The 24,767-nt window shown below is 43.1% G+C and carries 21 protein-coding genes; 9 read left to right on the plus strand and 12 right to left on the minus strand.

All coding sequences use genetic code 11. The features are described 5' to 3' along the window. Positions 1 to 66 precede the first annotated feature (66 nt). Entirely contained in the window at positions 67 to 240 is a 174-nt protein-coding gene (locus ACXAER_RS02735; RefSeq protein ID WP_474826362.1) for an oxidoreductase-like domain-containing protein, read from the plus strand. Positions 241 to 634: 394 nt separating this feature from the next. Then, the gene (gtfA, locus tag ACXAER_RS02740) at positions 635 to 2,131 is read left to right on the plus strand and encodes a sucrose phosphorylase (RefSeq protein WP_474826364.1); all 1,497 of its coding nucleotides are present in this window, start codon (positions 635 to 637) and stop codon (positions 2,129 to 2,131) included. Positions 2,132 to 2,269: 138 nt separating this feature from the next. Here gtfA and ACXAER_RS02745 read toward each other — a convergent pair whose 3' ends face one another. After that, positions 2,270 to 2,692 carry a winged helix-turn-helix transcriptional regulator gene (locus tag ACXAER_RS02745; protein ID WP_474826366.1) on the minus strand — a complete coding sequence of 141 codons (423 nt, stop codon included), beginning with the start codon at positions 2,690 to 2,692 and terminating at the stop codon, positions 2,270 to 2,272. Positions 2,693 to 2,890: 198 nt separating this feature from the next. On the opposite strand from ACXAER_RS02745, the gene ACXAER_RS02750 reads away from it, so the two are divergent. From ACXAER_RS02750 to ACXAER_RS02765, 4 genes are all read left to right on the plus strand, one after another. After that, positions 2,891 to 3,886, plus strand: a complete 996-nt coding sequence (locus ACXAER_RS02750; RefSeq protein ID WP_474826368.1) for a YhdH/YhfP family quinone oxidoreductase — start codon at positions 2,891 to 2,893, stop codon at positions 3,884 to 3,886. A gap of 685 nt (positions 3,887 to 4,571) precedes the next feature. Then, complete coding sequence (locus ACXAER_RS02755) at positions 4,572 to 4,985, plus strand: phosphate ABC transporter substrate-binding protein (protein ID WP_474826369.1); 414 nt, start codon at positions 4,572 to 4,574, stop codon at positions 4,983 to 4,985. A gap of 10 nt (positions 4,986 to 4,995) precedes the next feature. Continuing rightward, the gene (locus tag ACXAER_RS02760; RefSeq protein WP_474826371.1) at positions 4,996 to 6,138 is read left to right on the plus strand and encodes a topoisomerase IV; all 1,143 of its coding nucleotides are present in this window, start codon (positions 4,996 to 4,998) and stop codon (positions 6,136 to 6,138) included. 156 nt (positions 6,139 to 6,294) lie between these two features. Further along, positions 6,295 to 7,389, plus strand: a complete 1,095-nt coding sequence (locus tag ACXAER_RS02765; protein ID WP_474826373.1) for a hypothetical protein — start codon at positions 6,295 to 6,297, stop codon at positions 7,387 to 7,389. Between the two features lie 394 nt (positions 7,390 to 7,783). Here ACXAER_RS02765 and ACXAER_RS02770 read toward each other — a convergent pair whose 3' ends face one another. Beyond that, positions 7,784 to 11,041: a hypothetical protein gene (locus ACXAER_RS02770; protein WP_474826375.1), complete on the minus strand. Its 3,258-nt coding sequence runs from the start codon at positions 11,039 to 11,041 to the stop codon at positions 7,784 to 7,786. A gap of 236 nt (positions 11,042 to 11,277) precedes the next feature. After that, complete coding sequence (locus tag ACXAER_RS02775) at positions 11,278 to 12,291, minus strand: zinc-binding alcohol dehydrogenase family protein (RefSeq protein WP_474830481.1); 1,014 nt, start codon at positions 12,289 to 12,291, stop codon at positions 11,278 to 11,280. Positions 12,292 to 12,390: 99 nt separating this feature from the next. Between ACXAER_RS02775 and ACXAER_RS02780 the strand changes: the two genes are divergently transcribed. Beyond that, a complete protein-coding gene (locus ACXAER_RS02780) occupies positions 12,391 to 13,323 on the plus strand; it encodes a LysR family transcriptional regulator (RefSeq protein ID WP_474826377.1) in 933 nt (310 codons plus the stop codon). A 4-nt stretch (positions 13,324 to 13,327) separates the two neighbouring features. Here ACXAER_RS02780 and ACXAER_RS02785 read toward each other — a convergent pair whose 3' ends face one another. Together ACXAER_RS02785 and ACXAER_RS02790 are read right to left on the minus strand one after the other, a co-directional pair. Continuing rightward, the gene (locus ACXAER_RS02785) at positions 13,328 to 14,839 is read right to left on the minus strand and encodes a S10 family peptidase (RefSeq protein WP_474830483.1); all 1,512 of its coding nucleotides are present in this window, start codon (positions 14,837 to 14,839) and stop codon (positions 13,328 to 13,330) included. 331 nt (positions 14,840 to 15,170) lie between these two features. Beyond that, positions 15,171 to 15,767, minus strand: a complete 597-nt coding sequence (locus tag ACXAER_RS02790) for an acyl carrier protein phosphodiesterase (protein ID WP_474826379.1) — start codon at positions 15,765 to 15,767, stop codon at positions 15,171 to 15,173. 197 nt (positions 15,768 to 15,964) lie between these two features. On the opposite strand from ACXAER_RS02790, the gene miaE reads away from it, so the two are divergent. Together miaE and ACXAER_RS02800 are read left to right on the plus strand one after the other, a co-directional pair. Continuing rightward, on the plus strand, positions 15,965 to 16,747 hold the full coding sequence (miaE, locus tag ACXAER_RS02795; RefSeq protein ID WP_474826381.1) for a tRNA isopentenyl-2-thiomethyl-A-37 hydroxylase MiaE: 783 nt from the start codon (positions 15,965 to 15,967) through the stop codon (positions 16,745 to 16,747). A 209-nt stretch (positions 16,748 to 16,956) separates the two neighbouring features. Beyond that, positions 16,957 to 17,556 (plus strand): Yip1 family protein, encoded by a 600-nt coding sequence (locus tag ACXAER_RS02800; RefSeq protein WP_474826383.1) that lies wholly within the window; start codon positions 16,957 to 16,959, stop codon positions 17,554 to 17,556. A gap of 84 nt (positions 17,557 to 17,640) precedes the next feature. Here ACXAER_RS02800 and purF read toward each other — a convergent pair whose 3' ends face one another. From purF to truA, 7 genes are all read right to left on the minus strand, one after another. Then, the gene (gene purF, locus ACXAER_RS02805; protein ID WP_334059452.1) at positions 17,641 to 19,164 is read right to left on the minus strand and encodes an amidophosphoribosyltransferase; all 1,524 of its coding nucleotides are present in this window, start codon (positions 19,162 to 19,164) and stop codon (positions 17,641 to 17,643) included. A gap of 14 nt (positions 19,165 to 19,178) precedes the next feature. Then, positions 19,179 to 19,667 (minus strand): CvpA family protein, encoded by a 489-nt coding sequence (locus ACXAER_RS02810; protein WP_179983818.1) that lies wholly within the window; start codon positions 19,665 to 19,667, stop codon positions 19,179 to 19,181. A gap of 158 nt (positions 19,668 to 19,825) precedes the next feature. After that, the gene (locus ACXAER_RS02815) at positions 19,826 to 20,449 is read right to left on the minus strand and encodes an SPOR domain-containing protein (RefSeq protein ID WP_474826386.1); all 624 of its coding nucleotides are present in this window, start codon (positions 20,447 to 20,449) and stop codon (positions 19,826 to 19,828) included. Positions 20,450 to 20,494: 45 nt separating this feature from the next. Beyond that, entirely contained in the window at positions 20,495 to 21,826 is a 1,332-nt protein-coding gene (gene folC / locus ACXAER_RS02820; RefSeq protein ID WP_474826388.1) for a bifunctional tetrahydrofolate synthase/dihydrofolate synthase, read from the minus strand. Continuing rightward, entirely contained in the window at positions 21,826 to 22,671 is an 846-nt protein-coding gene (gene accD / locus ACXAER_RS02825; protein WP_118493756.1) for an acetyl-CoA carboxylase, carboxyltransferase subunit beta, read from the minus strand. Before accD ends, folC begins: the two co-directional genes overlap by 1 nt. A gap of 281 nt (positions 22,672 to 22,952) precedes the next feature. Beyond that, the gene (locus ACXAER_RS02830) at positions 22,953 to 23,765 is read right to left on the minus strand and encodes a hypothetical protein (protein WP_474826390.1); all 813 of its coding nucleotides are present in this window, start codon (positions 23,763 to 23,765) and stop codon (positions 22,953 to 22,955) included. A 27-nt stretch (positions 23,766 to 23,792) separates the two neighbouring features. Then, a complete protein-coding gene (truA, locus tag ACXAER_RS02835) occupies positions 23,793 to 24,587 on the minus strand; it encodes a tRNA pseudouridine(38-40) synthase TruA (protein WP_474826392.1) in 795 nt (264 codons plus the stop codon). Positions 24,588 to 24,767: the final 180 nt, after the last annotated feature.

A 24,767-nucleotide genomic window follows, 5' to 3' on the forward strand; every position in this document is an offset into this window, starting at 1 on the left:
TTGTTAACTAGTGCCAATATTCTTAGCGCGCTGGATATTGTTAGAAAAAAGGCAAGGATAAATTTCATGAACTCGTTACCAGAAGAGCCGGAAAAACCATTAAGAGACGACTGTTGCGGCGGGGGTTCGTGCTGCCCTTGTATTTGGGATGTATACTATGAAAAGCTTGCTAAATGGAAAGAGGCAAAACGAGAGTTAGAGGAAGTTAACAACAGCAACACATCAAATAGTAGCGCTTAACACTTGTGCCAATGCTGTTCTTCAAAACTCACAATGTTCACAACCAGCATAGACCGGACTTTAATTTTTAAAAAGCTAGCCATCGATAAGTAGCTCAAATGCAAAATCGACGTCAACTCCCCTTTAAGATAAGCTTTTCCTGTCTCATTTTTGAAACTTCTCATTTACAAATCACGTGTCTGCTGCTATCTTAACTTAATCGATTAAGTTATCAGTTTATCGTGATTCTTAATCAAACTTTATGAGTTTACGGTAAAAGATTAAGAATTAAGCTAAACCTGTTACATAGTTAACTATGAACCTAACGGACTGGTAGTGCTTAATTCGTAGTAATGTGTGCTCGCGAAACGAACAGCAGTACGAGCCAGCGCATGCTGAATTTTGGAGAATTATCATGTCTATACGCAATGGCGTTCAACTAATCACCTATGCAGACCGATTGGGCGATGGCAACATCGAGAGCCTGACAGCAATACTTGAAGGTCCATTGAATGGCCTGTTCACCGGTGTTCATATTCTTCCTTTTTACTATCCTTATGATGGTGAAGACGCTGGCTTCGACCCCATTGACCACACATCAGTTGATGAGCGCTTGGGCGATTGGAACAGCGTTAAAAAGCTTGGTGAGTCTGTAGATATTATGGCCGACCTCATTGTTAACCATATGTCTGGACAGAGCGAGGCCTTTAAAGACGTACTGAAAAATGGGCGTGAGTCTACCTATTGGCCACTGTTTTTAACCAAGGAAGATATTTTTAAAGGTAATGACCAAGCGCAAATCGACGAACAAATTGCGCAAGTGTTCCGCCCTCGCCCAACGCCATTTTTCAGCGAATATGAAGTAGGTACTGCAACTGATAAACCAGAAACTGTGCCATTCTGGACTACCTTTACCTCTAATCAGATTGATATTGATGTTGAGTCGCAATTAGGCCAAGAATACCTTTCTTCCATTCTTACGTCGTTTACGGAAAGCAACGTTGATCTTATTCGCTTAGACGCGGCAGGCTATGCCATTAAACGCGCAGGCTCAAACTGCTTCATGCTTGAAGAAACCTTTGAGTTTATTGAAGAACTTTCTAATCGCTCGCGTGGTATGGGCATGCAGTGTCTAGTAGAGATACATAGTCACTATCAAACACAGATCGATATTGCTGCGCGTTGCGACAGTGTTTATGATTTTGCTTTACCGCCGCTTGTACTACATACATTATTTACTAAAAACGCAGAAGCACTGGCATACTGGCTTTCTATCTCGCCTCGTAACTGTTTTACCGTATTAGATACCCATGATGGCATTGGTATTGTTGATGTGGGCGCAAGTGGTGACAAGCCTGGTCTTCTTAATGCAGACGCGATCAACGCGCTAGTTGAACAAATTCATGTGAACTCTAACGGTGAATCTAAGAAAGCCACAGGTGCCGCAGCGAACAACGTTGACCTTTATCAAGTAAACTGCAGCTATTACGACGCATTGGGTAAGGATGATTTCGCCTACTTGGTTGCTCGTGCTATTCAGTTCTTTAGCCCTGGTATTCCCCAAGTCTACTACGGCGGTATGCTTGCTGCACACAATGATATGGAATTGCTTGCTCGGACTAATGTTGGCCGTGATATTAACCGCCCTTATTTGTCCTCTGCTATGGTCGAAGAGGCGGTTAAAAAGCCGGTAGTTAAAGGCTTGATGCAGTTAATAACGCTAAGAAACGAAAGCGATGCCTTTAATGGAACGTTTGATGTAAATTACAGTGGTAATGTTTTAGTACTGTCTTGGAAAAATGGCAGCAATGCAGCGTCACTGAGCGTAGACTTCAGCGTAATGGATGCGACTATTAAGACAGTTGCAGATGGTGAAGAAAGCGTATTGTCTATTGGTTCGTTAATCGCTTAAATCATAAAATACACGACTACTAAGGCGAGTACTGCTATCTGCTCAGTACTCGCCATTCTTAGCTGTCCTTACCTAATTCATTGTTTAATGTTTCCATATTTTCAGCTAAAACAAGTTTATTAGGCAGCCTAAGTCGCATTATCTGTAGTCGTCATTGTATGCCCTACCCCAATCACATAGCTGTCGTAGAGTGGGTTCTAACGTGCGACCTAACTCAGTAAGTGAGTACTCCACACGAGGTGGTACTTCAGCGTACACCTTCCGATTGACCAAACCATCACGCTCTAACTCTCTTAACTGCTGAGTAAGCATTTTTTGAGTAACGCCTTGCAAACGCCTTCGCAATTGACTGAAACGTAGTGTTTTATGACAGAGGTGCCACAAAATAACGCCCTTCCATTTACCACCGATAATCTCAAGGGATACCGCAACACCACAAATGTATTGCTTAGGGTCATTTGAGCTTTCACTAGAGCACTGTTTTGAATTCGCGGCTTTCCCTTCGACTTTAGTAATCGTATCGCACGGCTCTGTTTTTACACTTTTCAAATTTGTTGCCATTTCGTCCTCTTAGCTTAATCAAGCAAAAGATACTGCCTAGAGATCAGCTCGCCTTTTGCAAAAAAACACAAAGCCAAAAGCCCAATACAACTCCAATAGTATCTTTTAGGGTACTACCCTACTAAAAAGTGCATACTTGCGCAAAGTTTATATATCATCACAATGGGTAGCGTAAATTTTCGACCAACGGAGACAGGTATGACATCGTTCAAGGCTTTGCTTGTAGAAAAACAGGAAGACAAATCATTCACTCGTGGCATCACAGAGCGCTCACTGGATGATTTGCCAAACGGCTCACTACTCATCAAGGTTGAGTATTCATCACTCAACTATAAAGATGCCCTGTCTGCGACGGGTAACCCTGGTGTTAGTAGAAATTTTCCCCATACCCCTGGCATAGATGCAGCAGGCACTGTGGTGTCATGTGCTGACGGCCGGTTTAAAGAAGGCGATGAGGTTATTATCACAGGTTATGACCTTGGCATGAATACCTCCGGGGGCTTTGGCGAGTACGTTCGTATACCCAGTGAATGGGCGGTACCTAAGCCAGATGGCCTTACACTAAGGGAGTCAATGGTTATTGGCACTGCTGGCTTCACTGCTGGGCTATCAGTACAAGGGTTAGTAGAACACGGCATAACGCCTGATAAGGGTGACATATTGGTAACAGGTGCTACAGGTGGTGTGGGCTCAGTGGCAGTTGCCCTTCTTGCCAAAGCTGGCTTTTCTGTAGTGGCATGTACCGGCAAAAAAGAACATGAGAAGTTCTTGAAAACCCTCGGCGCAAATAAAGTAATAACTCGCGACGAGCTGTTAGAAAGTAAAGAGCGCCCTATGTTGAAAGAGCAATACGCGGGCGCTGTCGATACTGTCGGCGGCGAATACTTAGCGCAGGCTATTAAAGCCACCCAATATGGTGGTTCGGTAACTTGTTGCGGACTGACTGCTTCTGCCAATCTTAATGTAAGTGTATTTCCTTTTATCTTACGCGGCGTGTCTTTGCTAGGTATCGATTCAGTACAATGTCCAATGCCGCCTAGATTGAGACTTTGGGATAAATTAGCTAGCGAATGGAAACTGGAGCGTCTTGACGACCTGACAAAAGAAGTCACCCTTACCGAGGTTAATGGAAAAATAGACGCTATATTGAAGGGGCAGGTTTCTGGCCGCACTTTGGTGAATATACAAAGCTAAGTTTTTCGTCGTTTTCTATCGCAGAACAAAAGATGATTAACACCCGCAGGTAGCCTAGTTGCGCTGCCTGCAAGCTAAAACGATGAAATCGAAACCTTCAGAGACTATATAACAAGTTATACGCCATTTTACATAAGGCAAAAAGTATCTACCTAGGTTCTCATTATGAATGTCACCTAAAGCCTTCCCGGCTTACTCATCCAAAAGAAGTTACTGCAATTGAGTTAGTTTGCTTTACGAAAACACAGCTTTATCACTGCTATGTTAGCATTATCTACGCCCATCTATTCAAATAAATGAATAATTATTCAGTAAAACAATTAAGATGCCGTATTTTACCATGTAATTAATCCTATATTTCGAACCAACTACCGCACTTATTCAGGCAAATAATTCTTGAAAATATACAAATTTTTATACAGTAGAGACAAATTTAATACGCTAACTGTCTATTTCGTCTTGACATTTACACCGTGAAACGACACTCTTTCAAAGATTTTTGGGAGGCCTTTGCGAAAGGCGGAATGTACCTGAGTGCGCTTGGCTTTTTTTGGGCAATATGCCGACTAAAAATAAGAATAAATCGAATATTTGATATTTCTAACTAGACATTCACTTCGGCTCACAATCATGTGACCCGACGTAGACCTGTATTCGATCATAACGATTCAAGGAAACGATCATAATGAAACGCACAATTGGCGCAACCTTATTTGGTGCCTTACTCAGCCTGCAAGCCGTTGCTGAAGTCGTTGTTGTAGTTCACCCTGATAATCAGGCGACAATAACTAAGCAGACGGTAAAACGCCTTTTTCTAGGCAAAGAAACCGCATTTCCTAACGGCAAAGCGGCAACGATAGTACAACAACCAGCAACCAACCAACAACGTTCGGAATTTGACAGCGATGTTTTAGGGCGAAGTTCTGCTCAAGTTTCAGCCATGTGGGCTAAATTGGTATTTACTGGACGTGGTATCGCACCTCAAGAATTTGATTCAGATGCGAAAGTAATCGAGTTTATCCAAAGCGATGAAAATGCTATTGGTTACATCGATTCAGCCTCAGTAACTGGCGACGTTAGTGTCGTAAACTTAGACTAAGGATTTTGTCATGAAAAAAGCACTATTAGCAACGGCACTAAGTGTCGCCCTTGTCAATACAGCCCAAGCTAACATAAGAATAAACGGGTTCGCTAACTTCGTTGGCGGTACTGCCAGTGAAGACAGAGTTATATCTCCAACGCAAGACCCTCTGTACGGCTATGATGATAAGATTAGCTTTCGTGAAGAGAGTTTGTTCGCACTTCAAGCAAGTGGTGATGTAAACGACCGCATGTCAGCGACTGTACAGGTACTTGCTCGCGGTGAAAACGATTTTGACGTTGACTTCGAGTGGGCATACCTAACCTATCGTGTAACAAACAACTTAGCTATCTCTGCAGGGCGCTTCCGTAACCCGCTTTTCAGAATTTCAGACTCGTTGGACGTAGGCTATTCTCACCACTGGATTTCTGCTCCTCAGGCGGTTTATGACGTACCATTTAACGACTTAGATGGTTTCCGTTTAGACTACTCTGACTTCGCTGGGGATTGGGAATACAAACTAGGTGCAGCTTTCGGTACATTTGAAAACGAAATTTCAGCAGGTACCATCGAAGGCGACACTAGCTACATCTTTAGTGCAGAGATTGCTAACGAATGGCTAAACCTTCGTGCAGTATACGGTTCAGCAAACGCTACGTTCAACCAGGTTGAGCTAAATGGACGAATTGAAGACGAACTTCGCGGCGTTGCGCCGTCGCTAGCAGACTTCCTTCTTATGGAAGACGATACAGCTGAATTCTTGGGTGTTGGTGTTCAGGTAGACACGTTTGATTGGTTTATTGGTGGTGAGTACACTATCATTGATATCGAAGAATCTTACACACCGGAAGACGTTGCTTGGTATGTAACAGCGGGCTTCCGCGCTGGTAAGTGGACTCCTTCTGTAACATTCCAGTCATTTGAAGGTGATGAAGTTAAGGGTCTTGACCAAGTAGCGGCATTGGGCGAACCTTTCGTAACTGCTATTACACCAAGCCTGTTGGAAGTGAACTCGATATTCGCTCAAAAATATACGGTTTCAGCTGCAACTATTCGTTACGATTACGACGCGAACATTGCCTTAAAAGCTGAAATCAGTCGTTACTCAGACGACTTAAACGAAGATAAAGATGCAACGCTAGGACGCATCGCTATCAATTACGTTTTCTAAATTCGAAAACAATAGAGAGCCCACTCTTTAGTGGGCTTTTTTATCTTTAAGTCTTCTAGAGTTGTTAGAAAAAATAAGATTATAAATAACAGCTTATTTATGGCCCTTTTCTTTTGTATTATCTTAGGCCTATATTAACGAGGAATTGTCAATTTTATGGAAAGAGTGGTTCAACATGCAGCAAAGTATTTAGGCGCTGTGATTGGATTCTTGGTGATATTAGCACTGTATTTCTTTTTCAAAATGAATCAGTCTCTTTCAGCAGACCAATCTTATATAGATGAAATTGTAGAAGAGAATCAAACACTCGTCTCAAAGTCAGCTGAGCTAGAATCTAAGCTTTCTGCATTTTCAAAACAGGTTGCTGAGCTTGAAGAAGATCTTAGCAATAAAGTGTCTACCATCGAGCAAATTCAACAGCAAAATGGAGGTGATGATCTCATAGCAAAATGTTCATCCCTTCCTCCTTCAGACGAATTAGTTTCGATTAAAAACAAATTAGAGAAATCGCGTGAAAGACAGCAATCTTGTAGTATTTCGCTGGGCGAACGCGATGATGAAATTCGTTCTCTTAAGAGTTCCGTTAGAGAATTGCGTGATTCCAATAACTCATCAGAAGATATAGCAGCAGCTACACGTGCATTAAGAGATGAACTTTCCCAATTACGTGAAGAAAATGAGCGTTTGATAACGCAGGTGAGTGATAATGAAGGCACATCTAAAGCATTAGAGGATGCAAAAGCACGTAATGACGAGTTGAATGCTCAACTCGAAGCACTTCAATCTGATATTGCTAATCTTAAACAAAATAACAATGAGTCAGATCTTGAGTCCCAGCTAGCAAAAGCTAACGCCGAAAACGCGCGATTACAGAACTTGCTTACCAACTTACAAGGCGAACCTGAAGAAGAAGATACAGGGCTGTCGAGCGAGTTACAGCTTGTTAAGTTCGAATCTAAGCCAAACTATTGTCGTATTACCTACCCAGACGGTTCTCGCTGCGTGGCTTCGGTCGACGTGGTTGCGACATTCAACTTTAGGCCTGGTGGATTTATCGCGATGAAGGCATCAGACCCTGATGGCAGTACTATTGACCGTCAATCTATTGCTGGACGTACTGAGACCAAATTCACCATTGAATTCGACTCAGATGAACGCACAGTGCCAGGGGTATACTCAGTTGAGCTTTCTAGCAACGATGTACTCAACCCATTAAAGGTTAGTGAAACCTTTACGATTGATTCGCTGTAATTTTTACTACCTATATCAAAAAACGTCACCAGGTTAAAACTTTTGGTGGCGTTTTTTCAATCCTACTCTTGACTATCCTTCATCACAATAAGCGCTTCAGGTACGATTAAATTTCGAATAGAGATGATGAGTTTCGTGATTTCACACATTTCATTCTCTTAGACTTAAAGTTGAGCGACTAACTGCACTCATGGCTAACAGTAAATTGCAGCTATGTTCTATTAGTGGGAGAGTGAACAAGTGCTTTATACCAATCAGCATAGATACTAGACCTAGTACTACTTTTGATGTCGACATAAAAAGCCTTACTTTATGTCGATGTTTTCCCACGGCTGGGCATTAGAAATAAAAAAGCGGAGTAATGACTCCGCTTTCTTGTATATATACATTATTGTCAAATGCGCTGTAATTGATCGTAAACCACTCGCAAACTCTTTTGCAGCCCTGTCTTAGTCGGGTACCATCTAATCAAGGCATTATCTAGCAAACCTTGACGGCAGTCATTCTCTAAGCTTTGCGCCAAATCAACCAAAGCGTCTGAATTTATTGAACGCGCAAGCTTCATCAGTGACTGAGACGTTGCAACAAGTGCAGGTAACTTCTCAGACTCTACAGCCTTATCACCTCTATCAATAAGCGACTCTAACTCAGTTAACAACTCATGCAATGAAGAAGATAATGTTGCGTCTTCCCCTTGAGCTGACCAATAGTAGTTAAGATCAAAAAATGCGGTAGCGTTTTCAGGTTTTGGCAATTCTTCGATATCAACTCTAACCGGATAGCCAACAGTTGAGGCTGCAGCGGCAGCAGGCTGGACACTCTCGGTTGAAGCTTGTTTTTCAGCAACTTCAAGCTCATCTTTAAGCCTCTGCTGTTCTTGCTTGACCAAGTCTAGCTCTTGCTCAAACTGCTGCGCTCTTTCTTTCTGCTTTTCGAAGTTTGCTTCTGCATTCTGAGCTCTTTGCTGCTGCTCTTGAAGCTCATTCTGTACAGATTTATTAGCTAACTCTGCCTGCTTAAGACTGCTAATAGTTTCCTGTGCCTCTATCAACGCTTTTTGAAGCTCAGTCTTAGATGCTTCTAACTTTTGAAGCTTATCAGAGTGTTGAGCCTCGCTTTCTGAAGAACCTTTAACCTTTTCTTCTAACGCCGTAATTTCGTCTTTTGCAGCCTTAAGTGCAACCTCAACTTCATCAACATGATGTTGTTTATCTTTTTCTAGTTGTCGAAGCTGAACAACATTAGACTTCTCATCTGCCAACGCTTGTTCAAGCTCGGCTTTAGCCAATTCAAGCTGCTTTAACTTCTCTTCGTCTTGCGACTGTTTCTCTTCCTGACCTTGTTTTAGCATAGCGACAGTGGCTTTTTCATCTGCCAACGCTTGTTCAAGCTCCGCTTTAGCCAATTCAAGCTGCTTTAACTGCTCTTCGCCTTGCGACTGCTTTTCTTCTTCGCTTTGCTTTAGCATAGCGACAGTGGCTTTTTCATCTGCCAACGCTTGTTCAAGCTCGGCTTTAGCCAATTCAAGCTGCTTTAACTGCTCTTCGCCTTGCGACTGCTTTTCTTCTTCGCTTTGTTTTAGCATAGCGACAGTGGCTTTTTCATCTGCCAACGCTTGTTCAAGCTCGGCTTTAGCCAATTCAAGTTGCTTTAACTGCTCTTCGCCTTGCGACTGCTTTTCTTCTTCGCTTTGTTTTAGCATAGAGACAGTGGCTTTTTCATCTGCCAACGCTTGTTCAAGCTCGGCTTTAACAACTTCGAGCTGCTTAACTTTTTCGTCAGCATGAGCAATTGCATCAGAATCGCCTTCAAGGCGAGACTGCAACGATGTATTCTCACTTTGAAGTTGCTGCAGTTGCTTATCCAAGTCTGCAACTTTGGCGTTCGCTGCATCAACGTCAGCTATTAACTTGGCTTCATTGTTACTTAAGTCGGTCTGCTGCTTTTCGGCATTCGCTTTTAACGATTCTATTTCGTTACTTAACGCCTCAACCTGTTCAATGAACTTGGCACGCTCGCCCTCTTTATCTTCAACACTTTGTTGAAGAGCAAACAATGCAGCTTGTGATGCTTCAAACTCTTCTTGGAGTTTGGCGTTTTTGTCGTCTATCTCTTTTGCTCTTAACCCTGCATCGTCAATCGCTACATTTTTTTGTTCAAGCTTTTCTTGTAAGGTTTTGTTTTCATCGCGTAACTCAGCTAACTCATTATTTAAATCAGTGAGTTTACCGTCCACATCCGACTGAGTAGATTTAAATTTATTCTCACTTTCTTCTATTTGCTTAGCTTGTCTTGCTTTTTCATCCTCCAGGGACGTGATCTTAGCTTCAAGCTCTGCTATGAATTGGCTACTCTTCTCGTTTTCTGTCGCTTTACTTTCAGCCCTTTCGGTCGCTTCATTCAGTTCTTTTTGAAGTGCTTCAAGCTTTCCGTTTGCTTCTTCCAGATTACTCTTAAGTAAAGCCTGTTCTTGCTGCAACTCAGATTTTTCAGAATCAGACTGAGACTCAAGCGTTTTGATCTTGGCATCCAAAGTTGAAATAGCTTCTGCATGTGCTTTTTCTGCAGCGTCTAATTTATTTCGCTGAGTTTCGTCTGCTGCTTTTTCTTGTTGCTCCAACGAATCTTTGTATTCGGCTACCAACTTTTCGGTATTTTCAAACGCAACCTTTAACTCTGCTAATTCACTTTCAGACTTTGATAAGCTCGCTTCTTTATCCGTTACATTTGCTTTCAATGATTCAAGCTCAGAAGATAGTTTTACAGCCTCATTGGCTTTATCCGCTTTTTCGCTTTCTAGGGATTTTATTAACTTCTCTTTCTCTTTGATGTCGCTATTATATTTTTCTAACTGCGCTTTTGATTCATCGAGCGATTTTGATTTTTTATCTAAAGATTTTTGTAGTTCAGATGAGTTCTTTTCAACTTTTTTATGCGCTTTGCTTAAGGACTCTAGCTCCTTCTCTTTTCCTGAAAGTTCTGTTTCTTTCTGTTCAAGTGATATTCTCAAAGCTTCGAGTTCTGATGACGAGGCCGTTAGCGCTTTCTTAGTCTGAGAGAGTTCATTCAGTAGTTTTACGTTTCTTCCAGAGTCACTGCCGCTTTCGTGTTCTGCCGAGTGTAATGTAACGATTCGAAGTGACGACTTCGCTTGAACAATCGATTCACCAAAGCTTACAGATAGCTTTTCACGTGAACTTTGAAGTTTCGCATCTACAACGGCGTGGTCGCTTTTGTTAGCTTCTTGAAGCGCGGGTCTGTCTGCACTTGCGAAAAGAGAGGTGAAGTCCTTACTTAAAAGCTGGTCTTCAGTAGTATTAAATAACGTAAGGGCTGTTTGGTTAGACGATATAACCTTCCCATTAGCATCTACATAGAGCGCTCCGGTATCGAAAGAGTCCAATATGCTATTGTGCGCTTTTCTTTCTTGCTCAAGTTTTAATGACTCTACCGCACTCAGATAAAACTGATAAAGAGGTACAATAAGAAGTACAACAACAATAAACAGTAACAGGTAAATAAATGCTGCTGCATTATTCGGATTACCTTTAACAAAGTCACTGAAAGCGAATGCGCCAGCGGAATAAAAAAACAAAAAACTAAAAATACTCGCTGCACGAAGTAATCGCGACGCTTTTAAGCGTAAATCCATTTATTAAGCCCTACACAATAAATGTACTAAAAGTATGGTGCCGATAGCGATATCAGCCCCAAGATAAGCCTCTAATATATCGAGATATTCGCACATCGTAAAGTATTCCAACGTTACAACGGGTACAGTCTTAGATACAGAGGAATAAAAACCCATTAGTAAAGCTAAAAAATAGGTAAAATAAAACGCCTAAGAATTTTAGGCGTCGATGTAAGCGTAGTTTATTGTGTTAGAAATTAGAAACCTTCTAGAACTAATTTTCCTATAGCCTGCCCTTCCTCCAATATTTTATGTGCTTGAATAAGGTTTTTTGCACAAATCTTTCCTAGATGTTTACCAACTGTTGTCTTAATTTTGCTCTCGTCAATAAGCGACGACACGTGTGTAAGTAGGCGACTTTGCTCTGCCATATCGTCAGTTTCAAACATTGAACGAGTAAACATAAACTCCCAATGAAGTGATAGGCTCTTTTGTTTAAGTTTTCCTACATCTAAACTTTCTGGATCGTCAATTAATGCAAGCTTACCTTTCGGTTTCATCACCTCTACATAAGTATCGATGTATTGGTGAGTATTATTTAAACTGGCTACGTGTGTCACTTCACCAATGTTTAGCCCTTTAATTTGCTCAGCCATGGGTTTACTGTGGTCAACCACGTAATCGGCACCTAATTCCTGCACCCACTGTTTAGAGCTTTCACGCGATGCAGTAGCAATAACCGTGGCTCCCGTTAGCGTTTTGAGAAGCTGTAACATTATGGAGCCCACACCTCCTGCTGCGCCTACAACAAGTACCACTTCGTCGCTTTTTTCACTTTGCTGTTTCAGTTCGAGGTGATCGAACAACAACTCATAAGCGGTAATCGTTGTAAGCGGAAGCGCTGCTGCGTCGCTGTCAGATAATGACTTAGGCGCTTTACCGGCAATGCGTTCGTCGACCAGTTGAAATTCTGCGTTTGAACCAGCTCGAGTTAGATCGCCAGCATAGTAAACCCTGTCGCCTACCGTAAATTCGGTAACATCAGCGCCAATATCAACTACTTCACCTACTGCGTCCCAGCCAAGTATCTTGGGTTCTCCGCCCTCTGGGTTTACTCTCTGCCTAATTTTATAATCAACGGGATTAACCGCTATCGCACTAATTTTTACAAGCAAATCTCTACCTGAAGCACTAGGTTTATCGACTTCTAAGTCCATTAATACATCAGGTTCATTTATATCGAGCGAGCGGGTATAGCCAATAGCTTTCATCATTCGTTTCTCCTTTAAGTAATATTTCCATCATACCCTTGATTAAATTTGTATAAACAGCACAATATTAGAAACATTATCAAATGGTTTTTGAAAATCATGTTGCTCGATGACTTAACTGTTGTAATAAAAGTAGCCGAATTTAGAAACATTACCGCTGCAGCCACTCATTTAAATATGCGAACCGCAACGGCAAGTGCGGCGGTTAAACGCGTAGAGCAAGCGCTTGGCGCTGAATTGTTTGTTCGCACAACCCGTTCGCTTAGGCTTTCTTCTGCAGGTGAACGTTTTCTTCCGACGTGCGAACAAGCCATGTCGATGCTAACTACTGCTAAACAGAACTTAAAGGGTGATGCCGGCGTTATTGAAGGTGAACTAAGGCTTGGGTTATCGTCTGATCTGGGGCGCAATGTGATTGCCCCTTGGCTTGACGACTTTATGGAAGAGCATGAGAAAGTAAGCGTTAAGCTTAATTTAAATGACAGTAATATCGACTTCTATCGCGACCCAATCGACTTAGCTCTACGTTACGGTTCGCCTGACGATGCGAGCGTTTACGGGTTTAAAATATGTGATGTGCCACGCTTACTTGTTGCCTCTCCGTCTTATATCAGCACTCATGGTAAACCTAAAAACTTCGAAGACCTTCAAAGTCACAACGGCCTTTTTTATCAGCTGCACGATAAAGTGTATAACGAATGGGAATTCGTACACGACGATAAACCGATAAAGGTAAAAATGCAGGGCATCAGGACAGCTAATGACGGTGAAATGGTCAGAAGGTGGGCTGTAGCAGGGAAAGGAGTCGCCGTTAAATCAAGTTTAGATATCTGCGACGACATTTTAAATAGTCGGCTTGTTACCTTGTTGCCAGACTACCAACCAAAACCCACACAACTGTGGCTCATCTGCCCAAGCCGTCAGTCTATTACACCAGCGGTTAGGCTATTAAGAGATATGCTGAAAGCGCGCTGCGCTGAGTGTTTAGCGCAGCTCAAAAAAGCAGGTGCACTGATTACACACTGCGATTAGCCGTTTACTTTCGGTGATACATAGCTGGCGCACCTTTGCTTGGCGTGCTTGCTTTAATGAATTCACGTAGGTCTTGGTTAGACTGTTTTAAGTCATCGCGACGCAGGTACATCATGTGTCCGCTGCGATACCCCTTGAAGCTTAAACGGTCTTTTAGCGTGCCACTTTGATCTAGCTGCCACATAGTATATTTAGCATCGAAGTAATTCGTGGCACCGTCGTAATAGCCCGCTTGAATCATCACATTTAAATATGGATTTTGCGCCATGGCTAATCGCAAGTTCTGCCCCGTTTGATTGTTACTTCTATCCCAAGGGTGCACATTTCCGAACATGTTGTACTTAATATCGGTTTTGTAATTTAACTCTTCACGCAAATAGTAATTAATAGCAGGCGTGAACGAATGCAGCCACGAAGTAAGCTCCGCCCAATAGTCAGGGCGATCGCCACTTTGCTTAGCGTCTATACCCAAATAGCGACTATCCAAACGGCCTAAGGTCTTCCCTTCGTCTCGCAATAAGTCTTTCCAGAAGAAAGCTGTGCTTACATCTAAGTTATTCTGTGCAATAGACGCTTCGCTTAAACCAGAATAACGCGCCATTTGTTTTAGCACATCACGCTTTTCAGTCTCTCCAATGAAGCCACCTTTAGCGAGTGCCGAAATAAGCGTGTTGATAGTGAAATCTTCGACTTCGGGTAATAATTCAGTTAAGTCTTTATTTTGAAGTTCTGGTTCAAGCTTATTGTGATACCAAGCTGCGGCGGCAAAATAAGGAAGTCTATTAGCGGCTTTTACTGGCCCGTTGCGCTCAATACCAATATCTGTTGGTGACACCAAAACGACGCCGTTTAAATACATCCACTGGCGGTTTTGAAGTTCTAATGCTAGGCCTGAAACTCGTGTTGTACCGTAACTTTCACCAATAAGATACTTCGGCGAACGCCAGCGATTATTACGTGTTACAAAGGTATTCACCCAGTCGGCCAAATAGCTAATATCGGCGTTAACGCCAAAGAACATCTTCTTTTGTTCATCCTGCGATGGCATGCTGCCATCAGCTTTTGGTAACACACGGCTGTACCCCGTGTTTACTGGGTTAACAAACACTATGTCAGCCACATCCAAAATAGAGTATGGATTAGTTTGAACACCATAGGGCTGAACCGGGTAGCCCTCATCGTCAATATTAAGAATGCGAGGGCCTGTGTAAGCTACATGCATCCACACTGACGCAGAGCCTGGGCCACCGTTAAAAGAAATTATAAGCGGGCGCTCGGTATTCTCTTTTAAGTCAGTGCGCTGATAGTAAGTGTAAAACAAAGTGGCAACCGCTTCGTCTTTACTGTTCCAAACCGGTTGAGTACCTGTGGTAGCGCTGTATTTTACACGCTTGCCAAGAATCTTGGTTTCATGCTCTGTTACTACACTACTATCAATTTTAATCGCACGAGCGTGGGAAGCCGAGCTCTCTTCTTGGGCTAAAGCACTAGCTGTCAAACTGACAAAAGTAATCATCACCGCCGTAAGCCATGCTAACGGGCGGAGGGGTGTTTTAGTAAGTGTTAGTAAATGGTGAAACTGTAATTTGTGTTTTGAGTTAACCTGACTACATAGCAGGCCTCTAGTATTTCTATTTGATGCGATTTGATTTTTCATTTTTTCGTCTTTTGTGTGTCGTTAGTTTTTGTTTTTTATTTGTTGAGCGCAAGCTAACCTGTTTTTCATACAGACCATCATTGCACTATACTTGAGACTCTTTAAGTTAAGACTATATCGCTGTTAATAAGTGAGCTTAGCAATCAACGATAGAACTACCAATTTCTTCGATACGTTTCTGTTAGGGCGACTAACCCTTATTGATATTTTCAGGCCCCCTATCCTTAATATGAGCGATGAGGTCTGGGAAAAATGTTAAAAATCTCGCTTCTATTTCTGTTTTATTCGCACTTATATCGTCTACCACGTGATGAAAAGAGTTCGCAAACCGAATTCGTTTAGCAACGACTGAAATGGCCCTAGCAATCCCCTCTTCTTTAGCATAATCTTCAAACCAATCGTGGGTAATCATGTGCCCTACGCTATGCTGCATTGCCCTTGGCATAGTGGGCAGTCTCTGCTCTAGCAAGGAAAAGCTTTGCTCTCGAAATTCGTTAAAGCTTTGCGACGTGAACGTCGACCAATGCTTTATCAGCAAGTGATCGAAGTAGATATCTAGCGCCACAGGCGCAAATCGCCGGCGGCTTTTATAAAACAGTTCTTTTGCAGCCAAAACACTGTCATGACTATCCGTAAACTTATCCACTTCGTAGTGGTTTTTAAGACCCAGCTGTACTGCTCTTCCATATGTGCTTATATCAACACCACGCCTAAAATCGCCAAGTAAATTACCAAAATGGGAGTCGGCAGTAGGACGCGCTAGAAAAAGGTGAGCAAGGTAATTCATTTTGTAATTTAATGGCCTCGATTTTAAGTTGTAACGGCTTGCGAGTATCAAGTAGAATCGGCGCTCAGTTCAGAAGCATAGAATTTGTATTACTTCAGTCTAGGGCGCGCACAACTGGCTTGTCGACATTTATGTTGGAAGTATGACAAATTCAAATGTAACTGAAAATTCGTAGCACTAAAAAACCGAGTTTCAACATGTCTGTAATATCTTCCTCTGAAGTCACGTCTCTCCTGTCACCCGTCAATGATTTTTTACATTGCGAGACGCCGCAGTCGTGGATTGACGAAGCGCAGAAAGAAGAAAACCTTCGGGTTATCCTTACCGATCACTTAATTTGCGAGCTTAAAGCAGCACAGTCCGCTATGTATTTACTTCGTCGCTATGTGGCTGATGAGGAAACGAGTAAAGTATTGCTTGGCTGGCTGAAGCCCTATGAAGACTTCACCTACCGCCATGAGGGCGATTGGCAATCGCTAAATACTAAGCACCTGTCTAAAAGCGTGTTTAATGTTGAAGGTTTAGATCCGTTCAAAAAAGACATGCTAGATAAGATGGTGATGCTGATTAAAGAAGAGCTTCATCATTTCTATCAAGTACTCGAAATTATGCACGAGTTAGGCTTTGAATATAAGTCAGTGACATCAAGCCGTTATGCAAATGGATTGCTACGTCACGTGCGCACTTACGAGCCTGAAAAGCTGGTTGATAAGCTTATTTGTGGCGCTTACATTGAAGCGCGTTCATGCGAGCGTTTTGCCAAACTCGCGCCGTATGTTTCCGAAGGTTTAGGCAAATTTTATGTGTCGCTGTTGCGCTCAGAAGCCAGACACTTTGAAGATTATCTTACCCTTGCCGAGCAAATCGCCAAAACCAATATTTCAGAGCGCGTCGCTCATTTTGGAAGCGTTGAAAAATCACTTATTGAAAGTGACGATAAGGAACTGCGTTTTCACTCCGGCGTTCCACAATCCAACTAGAACCTATAGCCGTTTATAAATTAATCAATTCTTATTGACGGCTTTGCTTTTCTGCTGCACACTCAGATTGTAAACATATTGTTAACGGCAGTATTTGACGCCTTGAGTCGTGTTCGTGTTTTCTTGGTTTTACGGTTTGTCCGTGTATTTACCCTGCCCCACAACAATATTTTTTAAAATAATAACGTTGGTGAACAAGGCAGGACATTATGATTTTGAATCATCTAATTGGTATTTACACTCACCCAAGAGAAGAATGGCAATCCATTGATACCAAACACGAAACCTATTTTTACGCGCTTACCCACATTGCTTTTATTGCACTTATTCCTTCCCTCGTAGCCTATTATTCTAGTGCTCATACTGGGTGGAGTATTGGTGCTGGAGACATAATACGACTAAGTGAGAATACCGCCATTATGATGGGTATCGGTATGTATTTTGGCTTAATTGCCGGTGTTGTAGCGCTGGCAGTGTTAATTCATGAGTTGGCTAAAGCGTTCGATGCAACACCTACGTATACCCAGTCACTAGAACTTGCGGCCTATACGGCAACACCATTGTTCATGGTTGGCTTTGCCGGTCTTTATCCTGAACTTTGGGTAGTGATGACGGCACTGCTAGTGGGTATTAGCTACTCAGTTTACCTACTCTATTCCGGCGTACCTATTTTGATGCATATGCCAGAAGACAAAGGCTTTATTTACTCAAGCTCGGTAGTCACATGCGGGCTAGTTTTACTGGTTATTCTAATGACAGGCTCGGTATTAGTGTGGGGATTAACTGGCGGGCCAGTGTTCGTGCACTAGTGCTTCCAGTTCGATACAAGATGGATAAAGGAAAGCCGCTTTAAAGCGGCTTTTCTGGTTAACTATCAGCGTATTCCAAAGATGCTAATCAGCTGCATCAATGTTATGTACATCAAGGTTACTCAATTCAGCTTGCACCACAGGTGCTTTTCTTGCTGCCTCACCCCGTGACATATCAATGCGCTCAAGATACTCTTGGTTGATATCGGCAGTGATATAATTACCGTCGAATACTGATGTTTCAAAACGCTGAATCGTATCATTCTCTTCGCGAACGGCTTCAACCAGGTCAGAAATATCTTGGAAAATAAGACCGTCTGCTTGAATAAGCTCTGCAATCTGATCGATTTCTCGTCCGTATGCAATTAACTCATTTGCCGAAGGCATATCGATACCGTATACATTCGGGAAGCGAATTTCCGGAGCCGCTGACGCAAAGTACACTTTCTTTGCACCAGACTCTCGGGCCATTTCAATGATCTGACCCGATGTAGTACCGCGTACGATAGAGTCATCAACAAGCAAAACACTCTTGCCTTTAAACTCAGATGAGATGGCGTTTAGTTTACGACGCACTGACTTTTTACGCATGGTTTGGCCAGGCATAATAAAGGTTCTGCCAATATAGCGATTTTTAACAAATCCCTGACGATAAGGCAGTTCAAGTGTGTTCGCAATTTGCAGCGCTACATCCATCGACGTTTCAGGAATAGGAATAACTACGTCGATATCAAGATCTGCCCATTCACGCTTAATTTTTTCGCCTAGCTTACGGCCCATGTTTACGCGTGAAGCATAAACTGAAATACCGTCGATAAAACTGTCTGGACGAGCAAAGTAAACAAACTCGAAGATACATGGTGACGTTACCGGATTCTCTGCACACTGTCGGGTATGCAATTGCCCTTCTTCGGTAATGAATACCGCTTCACCTGGCATTACATCACGAACAAACTGGAAGCCAACTGCATCAAGTGCAACACTTTCAGAGGCTACCATCCACTCTTCGCCTAGTTCGCTCATACGCTTACCAAGCGCAAGCGGACGAATACCGTGAGGGTCACGAAAAGCCACAATCCCCTGACCGATAATGGCTGCAACTACAGCATAAGCACCGCGTATTTTCTTATGAACTTTAGTTACCACTTCAAAAATGTGTTCAGCGCTTACGCTTAAGCCAGCTACCTGCTGTAGTTCGTGAGCAAGAATGTTAAGCAATAGCTCGGAATCTGAAGTGGTGTTAATGTGACGGCGTGCTATGCGGAACACTTCTTCTTGTAACTCATGGGCGTTGGTTAAGTTACCGTTGTGAGCAAAGGCAATACCAAATGGCGAGTTTACATAAAATGGCTGTGCTTCTGCAGAGCTTGACGTACCCGCGGTTGGATAGCGAACATGACCAATACCCATGTTGCCCGATAACCTTTTCATATGACGCGTATGGAAAACATCTCGAACCAAGCCATTTGCCTTACGCAAATTAAACATATTTTGGTCGATAGTCATAATGCCTGCGGCATCCTGTCCACGGTGTTGAATAACCGTTAGACCGTCGTACAGTGACTGAGCTACGGGCGTTTTACCAACTATTCCGACTATACCACACATGTGCGTTACCTATTTCAAGCGGGATTTAAGAAACTGGAGGAGTCTTTCACATAACTGAAAAACCACTCAATGATGACACCAAACTCTGGAATGAGCACCGATGCTTGCCACCAATTAGAGGAAGCGGCGCCGGTGAAGGTATCCATAAAAAAGAGCAATGCGCTAACGATTAGCACGCCACGCAGAGCACCAAAAACTATACCAAGGGCCCTGTCTGTGCCAGACAACCCCGTTGCTTGTACCAATTGGCTTATGACGTAATTAATCATGCCGCCCAGAATGAGCGTTGTAATAAATAGCGCGGCGATTGCAGCGCCGTTTTTTAGATAAGGGTCGTCAATGGCTGTGAAGTAAACGGCAAGGTCAGCGTAGAAATTACTTGAAATAAAGAGTGCAGCAAACCACACCACTAACGAGATGGCTTCTTTAACAAACCCTCTAATAAGGCTTATTAAGGTAGATACCGCAATGATACCCAGTATGGAAAAGTCTACCCAGTTCATCGTCTCTTTATTGCGTTGATGTTGCTTTTTGTGACGAAGCAACGAGCCTTTGGCGAGATGGCGCGCATTCTAACAGAAGATAGAAATATTACTAGTCTGTAATGCAATCCGTGACACTTCCTTTCAGTAAGCGTGGTTCAACAAAGAAAGAATACGCCCTACTCAACTTTGAACGTGGTGACTTTCCCTTTAAGTTTGGTGAGCTCTTTCAAATGCGGTAGTGCCGATTCCAGCTTCTTCTTATCTAAATCTGGGCCAACAAAGACTTTATTGAGCGGGCCAGAGCTGGTTTGAATTTTGCGGCTAAAAGCTCTATACCCAGCCTTCTCAAGTTTGGCTAGCAGAGCTTTTACGTTTTTTTCATGACGAAAGCTGCCAAGCTGAATAACCCAGCCTGCGTCATCATCGGCAGTGGCACTTTTCGTATCAACAACCGTTTGGCTCGCTAACTTGTCCTCTTCTTCAAAGGCTTTTGGCACTGGCGCTTTAGCGGCTGTAGCTTCGTCAGTATTCGTGCTGTTACCTGTACTTGAAGCAACCAGCTCTTCATCTAACGCTGTTTCATCTTCAATCTCCACAGCCGGAACCGCAGCTTTCGCTACCCGCTCTGATGGAAAAGATTCAGGCTCTACGATGGGCTTTTTAGGCGGGTTTGCAGGAACAGAGACAAAAGGCTCTCTGTTCGTTTGCTTTTTGCCATCAAGAAAGTCTGGTAAAAAGATAACCGCTAGGGCGACAACAATAATTGTCCCCACCAGTCTATTCTTTAATGCCGATGTCACTGTGCTCTCCTGCTTGAATACACGGTTTTACCTACAATGCGCGCGTTAGTTTTGCTCAGCAAGCACGTCTGCAACGGTAACAAAAGAACCAAAAACGAGAATAAGTTCACCAGTTTGATAATCTGCAAGCGCACGTTGATATGCTGAAGTCACGTCTTGAAACGTATCTATATTCTCTATGGTTGTGCCGGCATTAACAAGTGCATTTTCAAGTACTTCTGCATTGCAACCCCGCGGTCCACTTGTTGAAGCTAAGTACCACTTGGCGTTAAGACCGGAAAGTGGTGCCAAGGTTTCAGCAATAGACTTATCTTTAAGCATACCCACAACAACACGCATTTGGCTAACATCGTAACGGTTTAGCCATTCTTGCATGGCAGAAGTAGCTTGTGGATTGTGAGCAACATCTACGACAACAAGAGGCGATTCACTAATAGTTTGTTGGCGACCCGGCATAGTGGTATTTTCGATAATGTCCCTAACCACACTTTCTTCGGGCAGCAAATCTAGTAGCTCCAGCGCGGCCAACGCTGTACTCGCATTTTGAAGTGGAACTTTAGGGTAAGGTAGCGACGCGTAGCTGTTACTCTTTCCTTTCCAGCTCCACTCGCTGTAATCACCTGCTACGACTGTGACGAAGTCCTGTGTAGCCCAACGTACGTTAGCTTGTAGTTCGTTTGCCACATCGTAAAGCGATGATGGAGGAAACAGCTCACCTACCACTGCATTACCGTTTTTGCGCATAATGCCCGCTTTTTCCCGAGCGATTTTTTCTCTTGTATTGCCAAGCCAATCCTGATGGTCGAGATCGATGGTGGTTATAACGGAAAGGTCAGGGTTTATAATATTCGTAGCGTCTAAACGCCCGCCGAGCCCCACTTCAAGAATAACTACATCGATCGCCCATGACTGCATCATTTTCATTGCAGCCAGTGTACCGAACTCAAAGTAAGTCAGGGTAATGGGTTCGCCACCCGTGCTCTTTCGCGCGCTTTCAACAAACTCAAAAGCATCGACAAATTCACTGGCAGGCGGTAATTCGCCGTTATAACGCACTCGTTCACGGTAATCGGTCAAATGAGGCGAGCTGTATACCGCAACACTTTTACCTTGCGATAGTATGGCCTGCTCGAGTAAGCGGCACGTTGTGCCCTTACCGTTTGTGCCTGCAACAGTAATAACCAAAGACTGGCTAAGTGAAAGTGCCATGGCATTGGCCACTTCTTTCACTCTGTCTAGCCCCATATCGATGGCGCTAGGATGAATAGATTCTAGGTAGGACAACCATTGGCTCAGGCTTTTTTTTGAAGCAGAAGGCGCCTTTGCGCCTTCTTTATTTGGCACTGAGCCAGGTTTTAAATTGTTTTCGTTATTCACTAATTCTTATAATGCAACTTAACCAACAGGCTGTGTAATCTATCACGCATATCTCTGCGGTCAACAATCATATCAATTGCACCTTTCTCAACAAGGAATTCACTGCGCTGGAAACCTTCAGGCAGCTTTTCTCTTACTGTTTGCTCGATTACGCGAGGGCCCGCGAAACCAATAAGCGCTTTTGGCTCGGCTACGTTTACGTCACCAAGCATTGCCAAGCTTGCAGATACACCACCCATTGTAGGGTCGGTCAGCACACTAATATAAGGCAGGCCTTTTTTGCTCATCTTAGCAAGGGCAGCCGATGTTTTAGCCATTTGCATTAATGACATAAGCGCTTCTTGCATACGCGCACCACCACTTGCACTGAAGCAAATTAGTGGCATATCATTTTCTAAGCATGCATTAACAGCGGCAACGAAACGTGCACCTACTACTGACGCCATTGAGCCGCCCATAAACGCAAATTCAAAACATGCAACGACTACAGGCATACCTTTTAACTTGCCCTGCATTACCACTAGAGCATCTTTTTCATTAGTCGACTTTTGCGCTGCAACAATACGGTCTTTGTAGCGTTTAGAATCTTTAAACTTAAGTACGTCTTGAGGCTCGTGTTCTGCACCTAACTCAACGCGATCGCCATCGTCTAAGAACGCATCGATGCGACGGCGTGCAGTAATGCGCATGTGGTGGTCGCACTTAGGGCAAACTTCCTGAAGTTTTTCCAGTTCGCTCTTATACAGCACGGCTTGGCATGAACCACACTTTGTCCAGATACCTTCTGGCACATTACCTTTGTGTGAAGTTTGCGTGCGAGGAAGAATTTTTTGAATCCAGCTCATGGAAATTGAATCCTTTGTTTTTGTTTGCCGACCATGACGATTAATGTTTATTCATACTTGTGGTCAACAACGCATTAAATTTTTAAGTTTCATACTGTATTACAAAGAGAAAATACGTAACACAATAGAACAGCTACCTAATATAGCGCGCTATTAGACCACAATACAACGAAATGGAAAAAACAAAACTGGTCTTAGAAGTTGGCAGTCGATATCAGTAATGCTCACCGCTGTTAGCTTTTACTTAAATTATCACTGGCAAAATTCATAGAATGCTGGTTTCACCGAGCACCGTGACATGTAAGTTTTGGAAACCGATTAACACCTGAGTGACGTTCTAGCGAAAGTTGCCGTTGTCCACTTTCGACAAAGTGCTTCAGCGCACTATCTATTTTATTTTTGAGAGAGTTTAAATCAGAACGAATAACAAACACTAAACGAACCCGGCTAACAATGTTAGGAGACTGATAGAATTCTGAAGAACAAAACACCTTGTTAAACATAACAGCACGCGCGTTGTGTTCATTCATTATCGTGAAGTCACAACGCCCTTTCGACATCATCATAGCCATTGTAAGTTGGCTACTTGAGTCAACCCTCTGAATGCTGTCTTCTTTTGTCCCAAAGAACTGCTGTAAAACGGGATAAGTAAAGCCGTATCTAGTACAGATACTAGAGGATAAGTTTTCCTCAGGTACAAATGGCCCTTCAAAATTTGAAGTTGAGTAGATATAGCTGTCATGCTTTATCAACTCTTCGCTAAACAGAAAGTCGTTCGGTTTACTTATCCAACTTTCAGAAGATAAAAACAAATCTATCGATGACGATTTTAATAAATCTTCGCTTCTAGCACGATTCGAGTCCAAATAAACGATACGAAACTGATTCGATAGCTCATCCGAGTTAAAAAAATCGACGACTATGCCTTCATAGCGTTTTGAGTTCTCATCATAATATAAATATGGGGCAGCACCTGGTGTGTTAACCGCGAAACGTATGCTAGGTTTTTTATCTTTTATATCAGCACCGCACTCTAATGCCGTTAAACACAATAACAAACCAAAAGTTTTTGATAAAAATTGAAACGTGGTCACAATACTTCCTTGTACACATCGACAGTGTTATGTGCAATCTGGCAGAAACAGTGGTCCCAAGGGCCCTTTAGGCAGGTTATGCTCTTCAGGATAAGTTACGTCTACCAGGTACAAACCATTTGGCTTCGCCGTGGCTGCCGATTTGCTTCTATCTTTTAAACTTAGCAGATGAGCAACCCAATTTACATCTTGCTCCCCCGCCCCAATTTCGACCAGCGCGCCAGTGATATTGCGAACCATGTGATGCAAGAACGCATTGGCACGAATATCAATAATCACATAGCGACCTTGGCGATACACACTTACATCGGTCACATTGCGAAACGGGGTTTTACTTTGGCACAATGCTGCGCGAAACGACGTAAAGTCCTGTTCACCCAATAGCGCTTGGGCGGCAAGGTCCATTTTCTTCTCGTCTAATTCACGGTGAATGTGGGTAACACCCGAGTTCAAAATTGCTGGGCGCATTTTTGCATTATGGATAACGTAGCGATAGCGGCGATGGGTAGCAGAAAAACGAGCATGAAAATCATCGCTTACGTTTTTCGCCCAGGTAACAGCAACAGAGTTTGGAAGATTTGCGTTAACCCCAAGCGTCCATGCGCGCTCTGACCGTGGAGCATCACAACTGAAGTGAACCACTTGTCCAGTCGCGTGCACACCTGCGTCGGTACGTCCAGCGCATTGCACTTCAATAGGTTGGTTGGCTACTGTCGATAGTGCCTTTTCAAGATGCTCTTGAACACTCGGTACTTCGCGCTGGCGTTGCCAACCGTAAACTGCAGCACCGTCGTATTCAATCCCTAAGGCAATTCGCCCCATATCAGTTTTACCCCGTCTCTTAAAAGGCGCTAAGTGTAGTCATCTCGCTTACAACATGCAATGCTGCTTATAATCAAAGCCCAGCCACTGCATGGCAAATAAATGCAAGTTGATGAAATCAAAAGCGGCCTGTATATCCTATCAATATACAGGCCGCTAAATACGACAATCAATGCAGGT

This window comes from Alteromonas sp. AWJ4_199 (assembly GCF_056159165.1).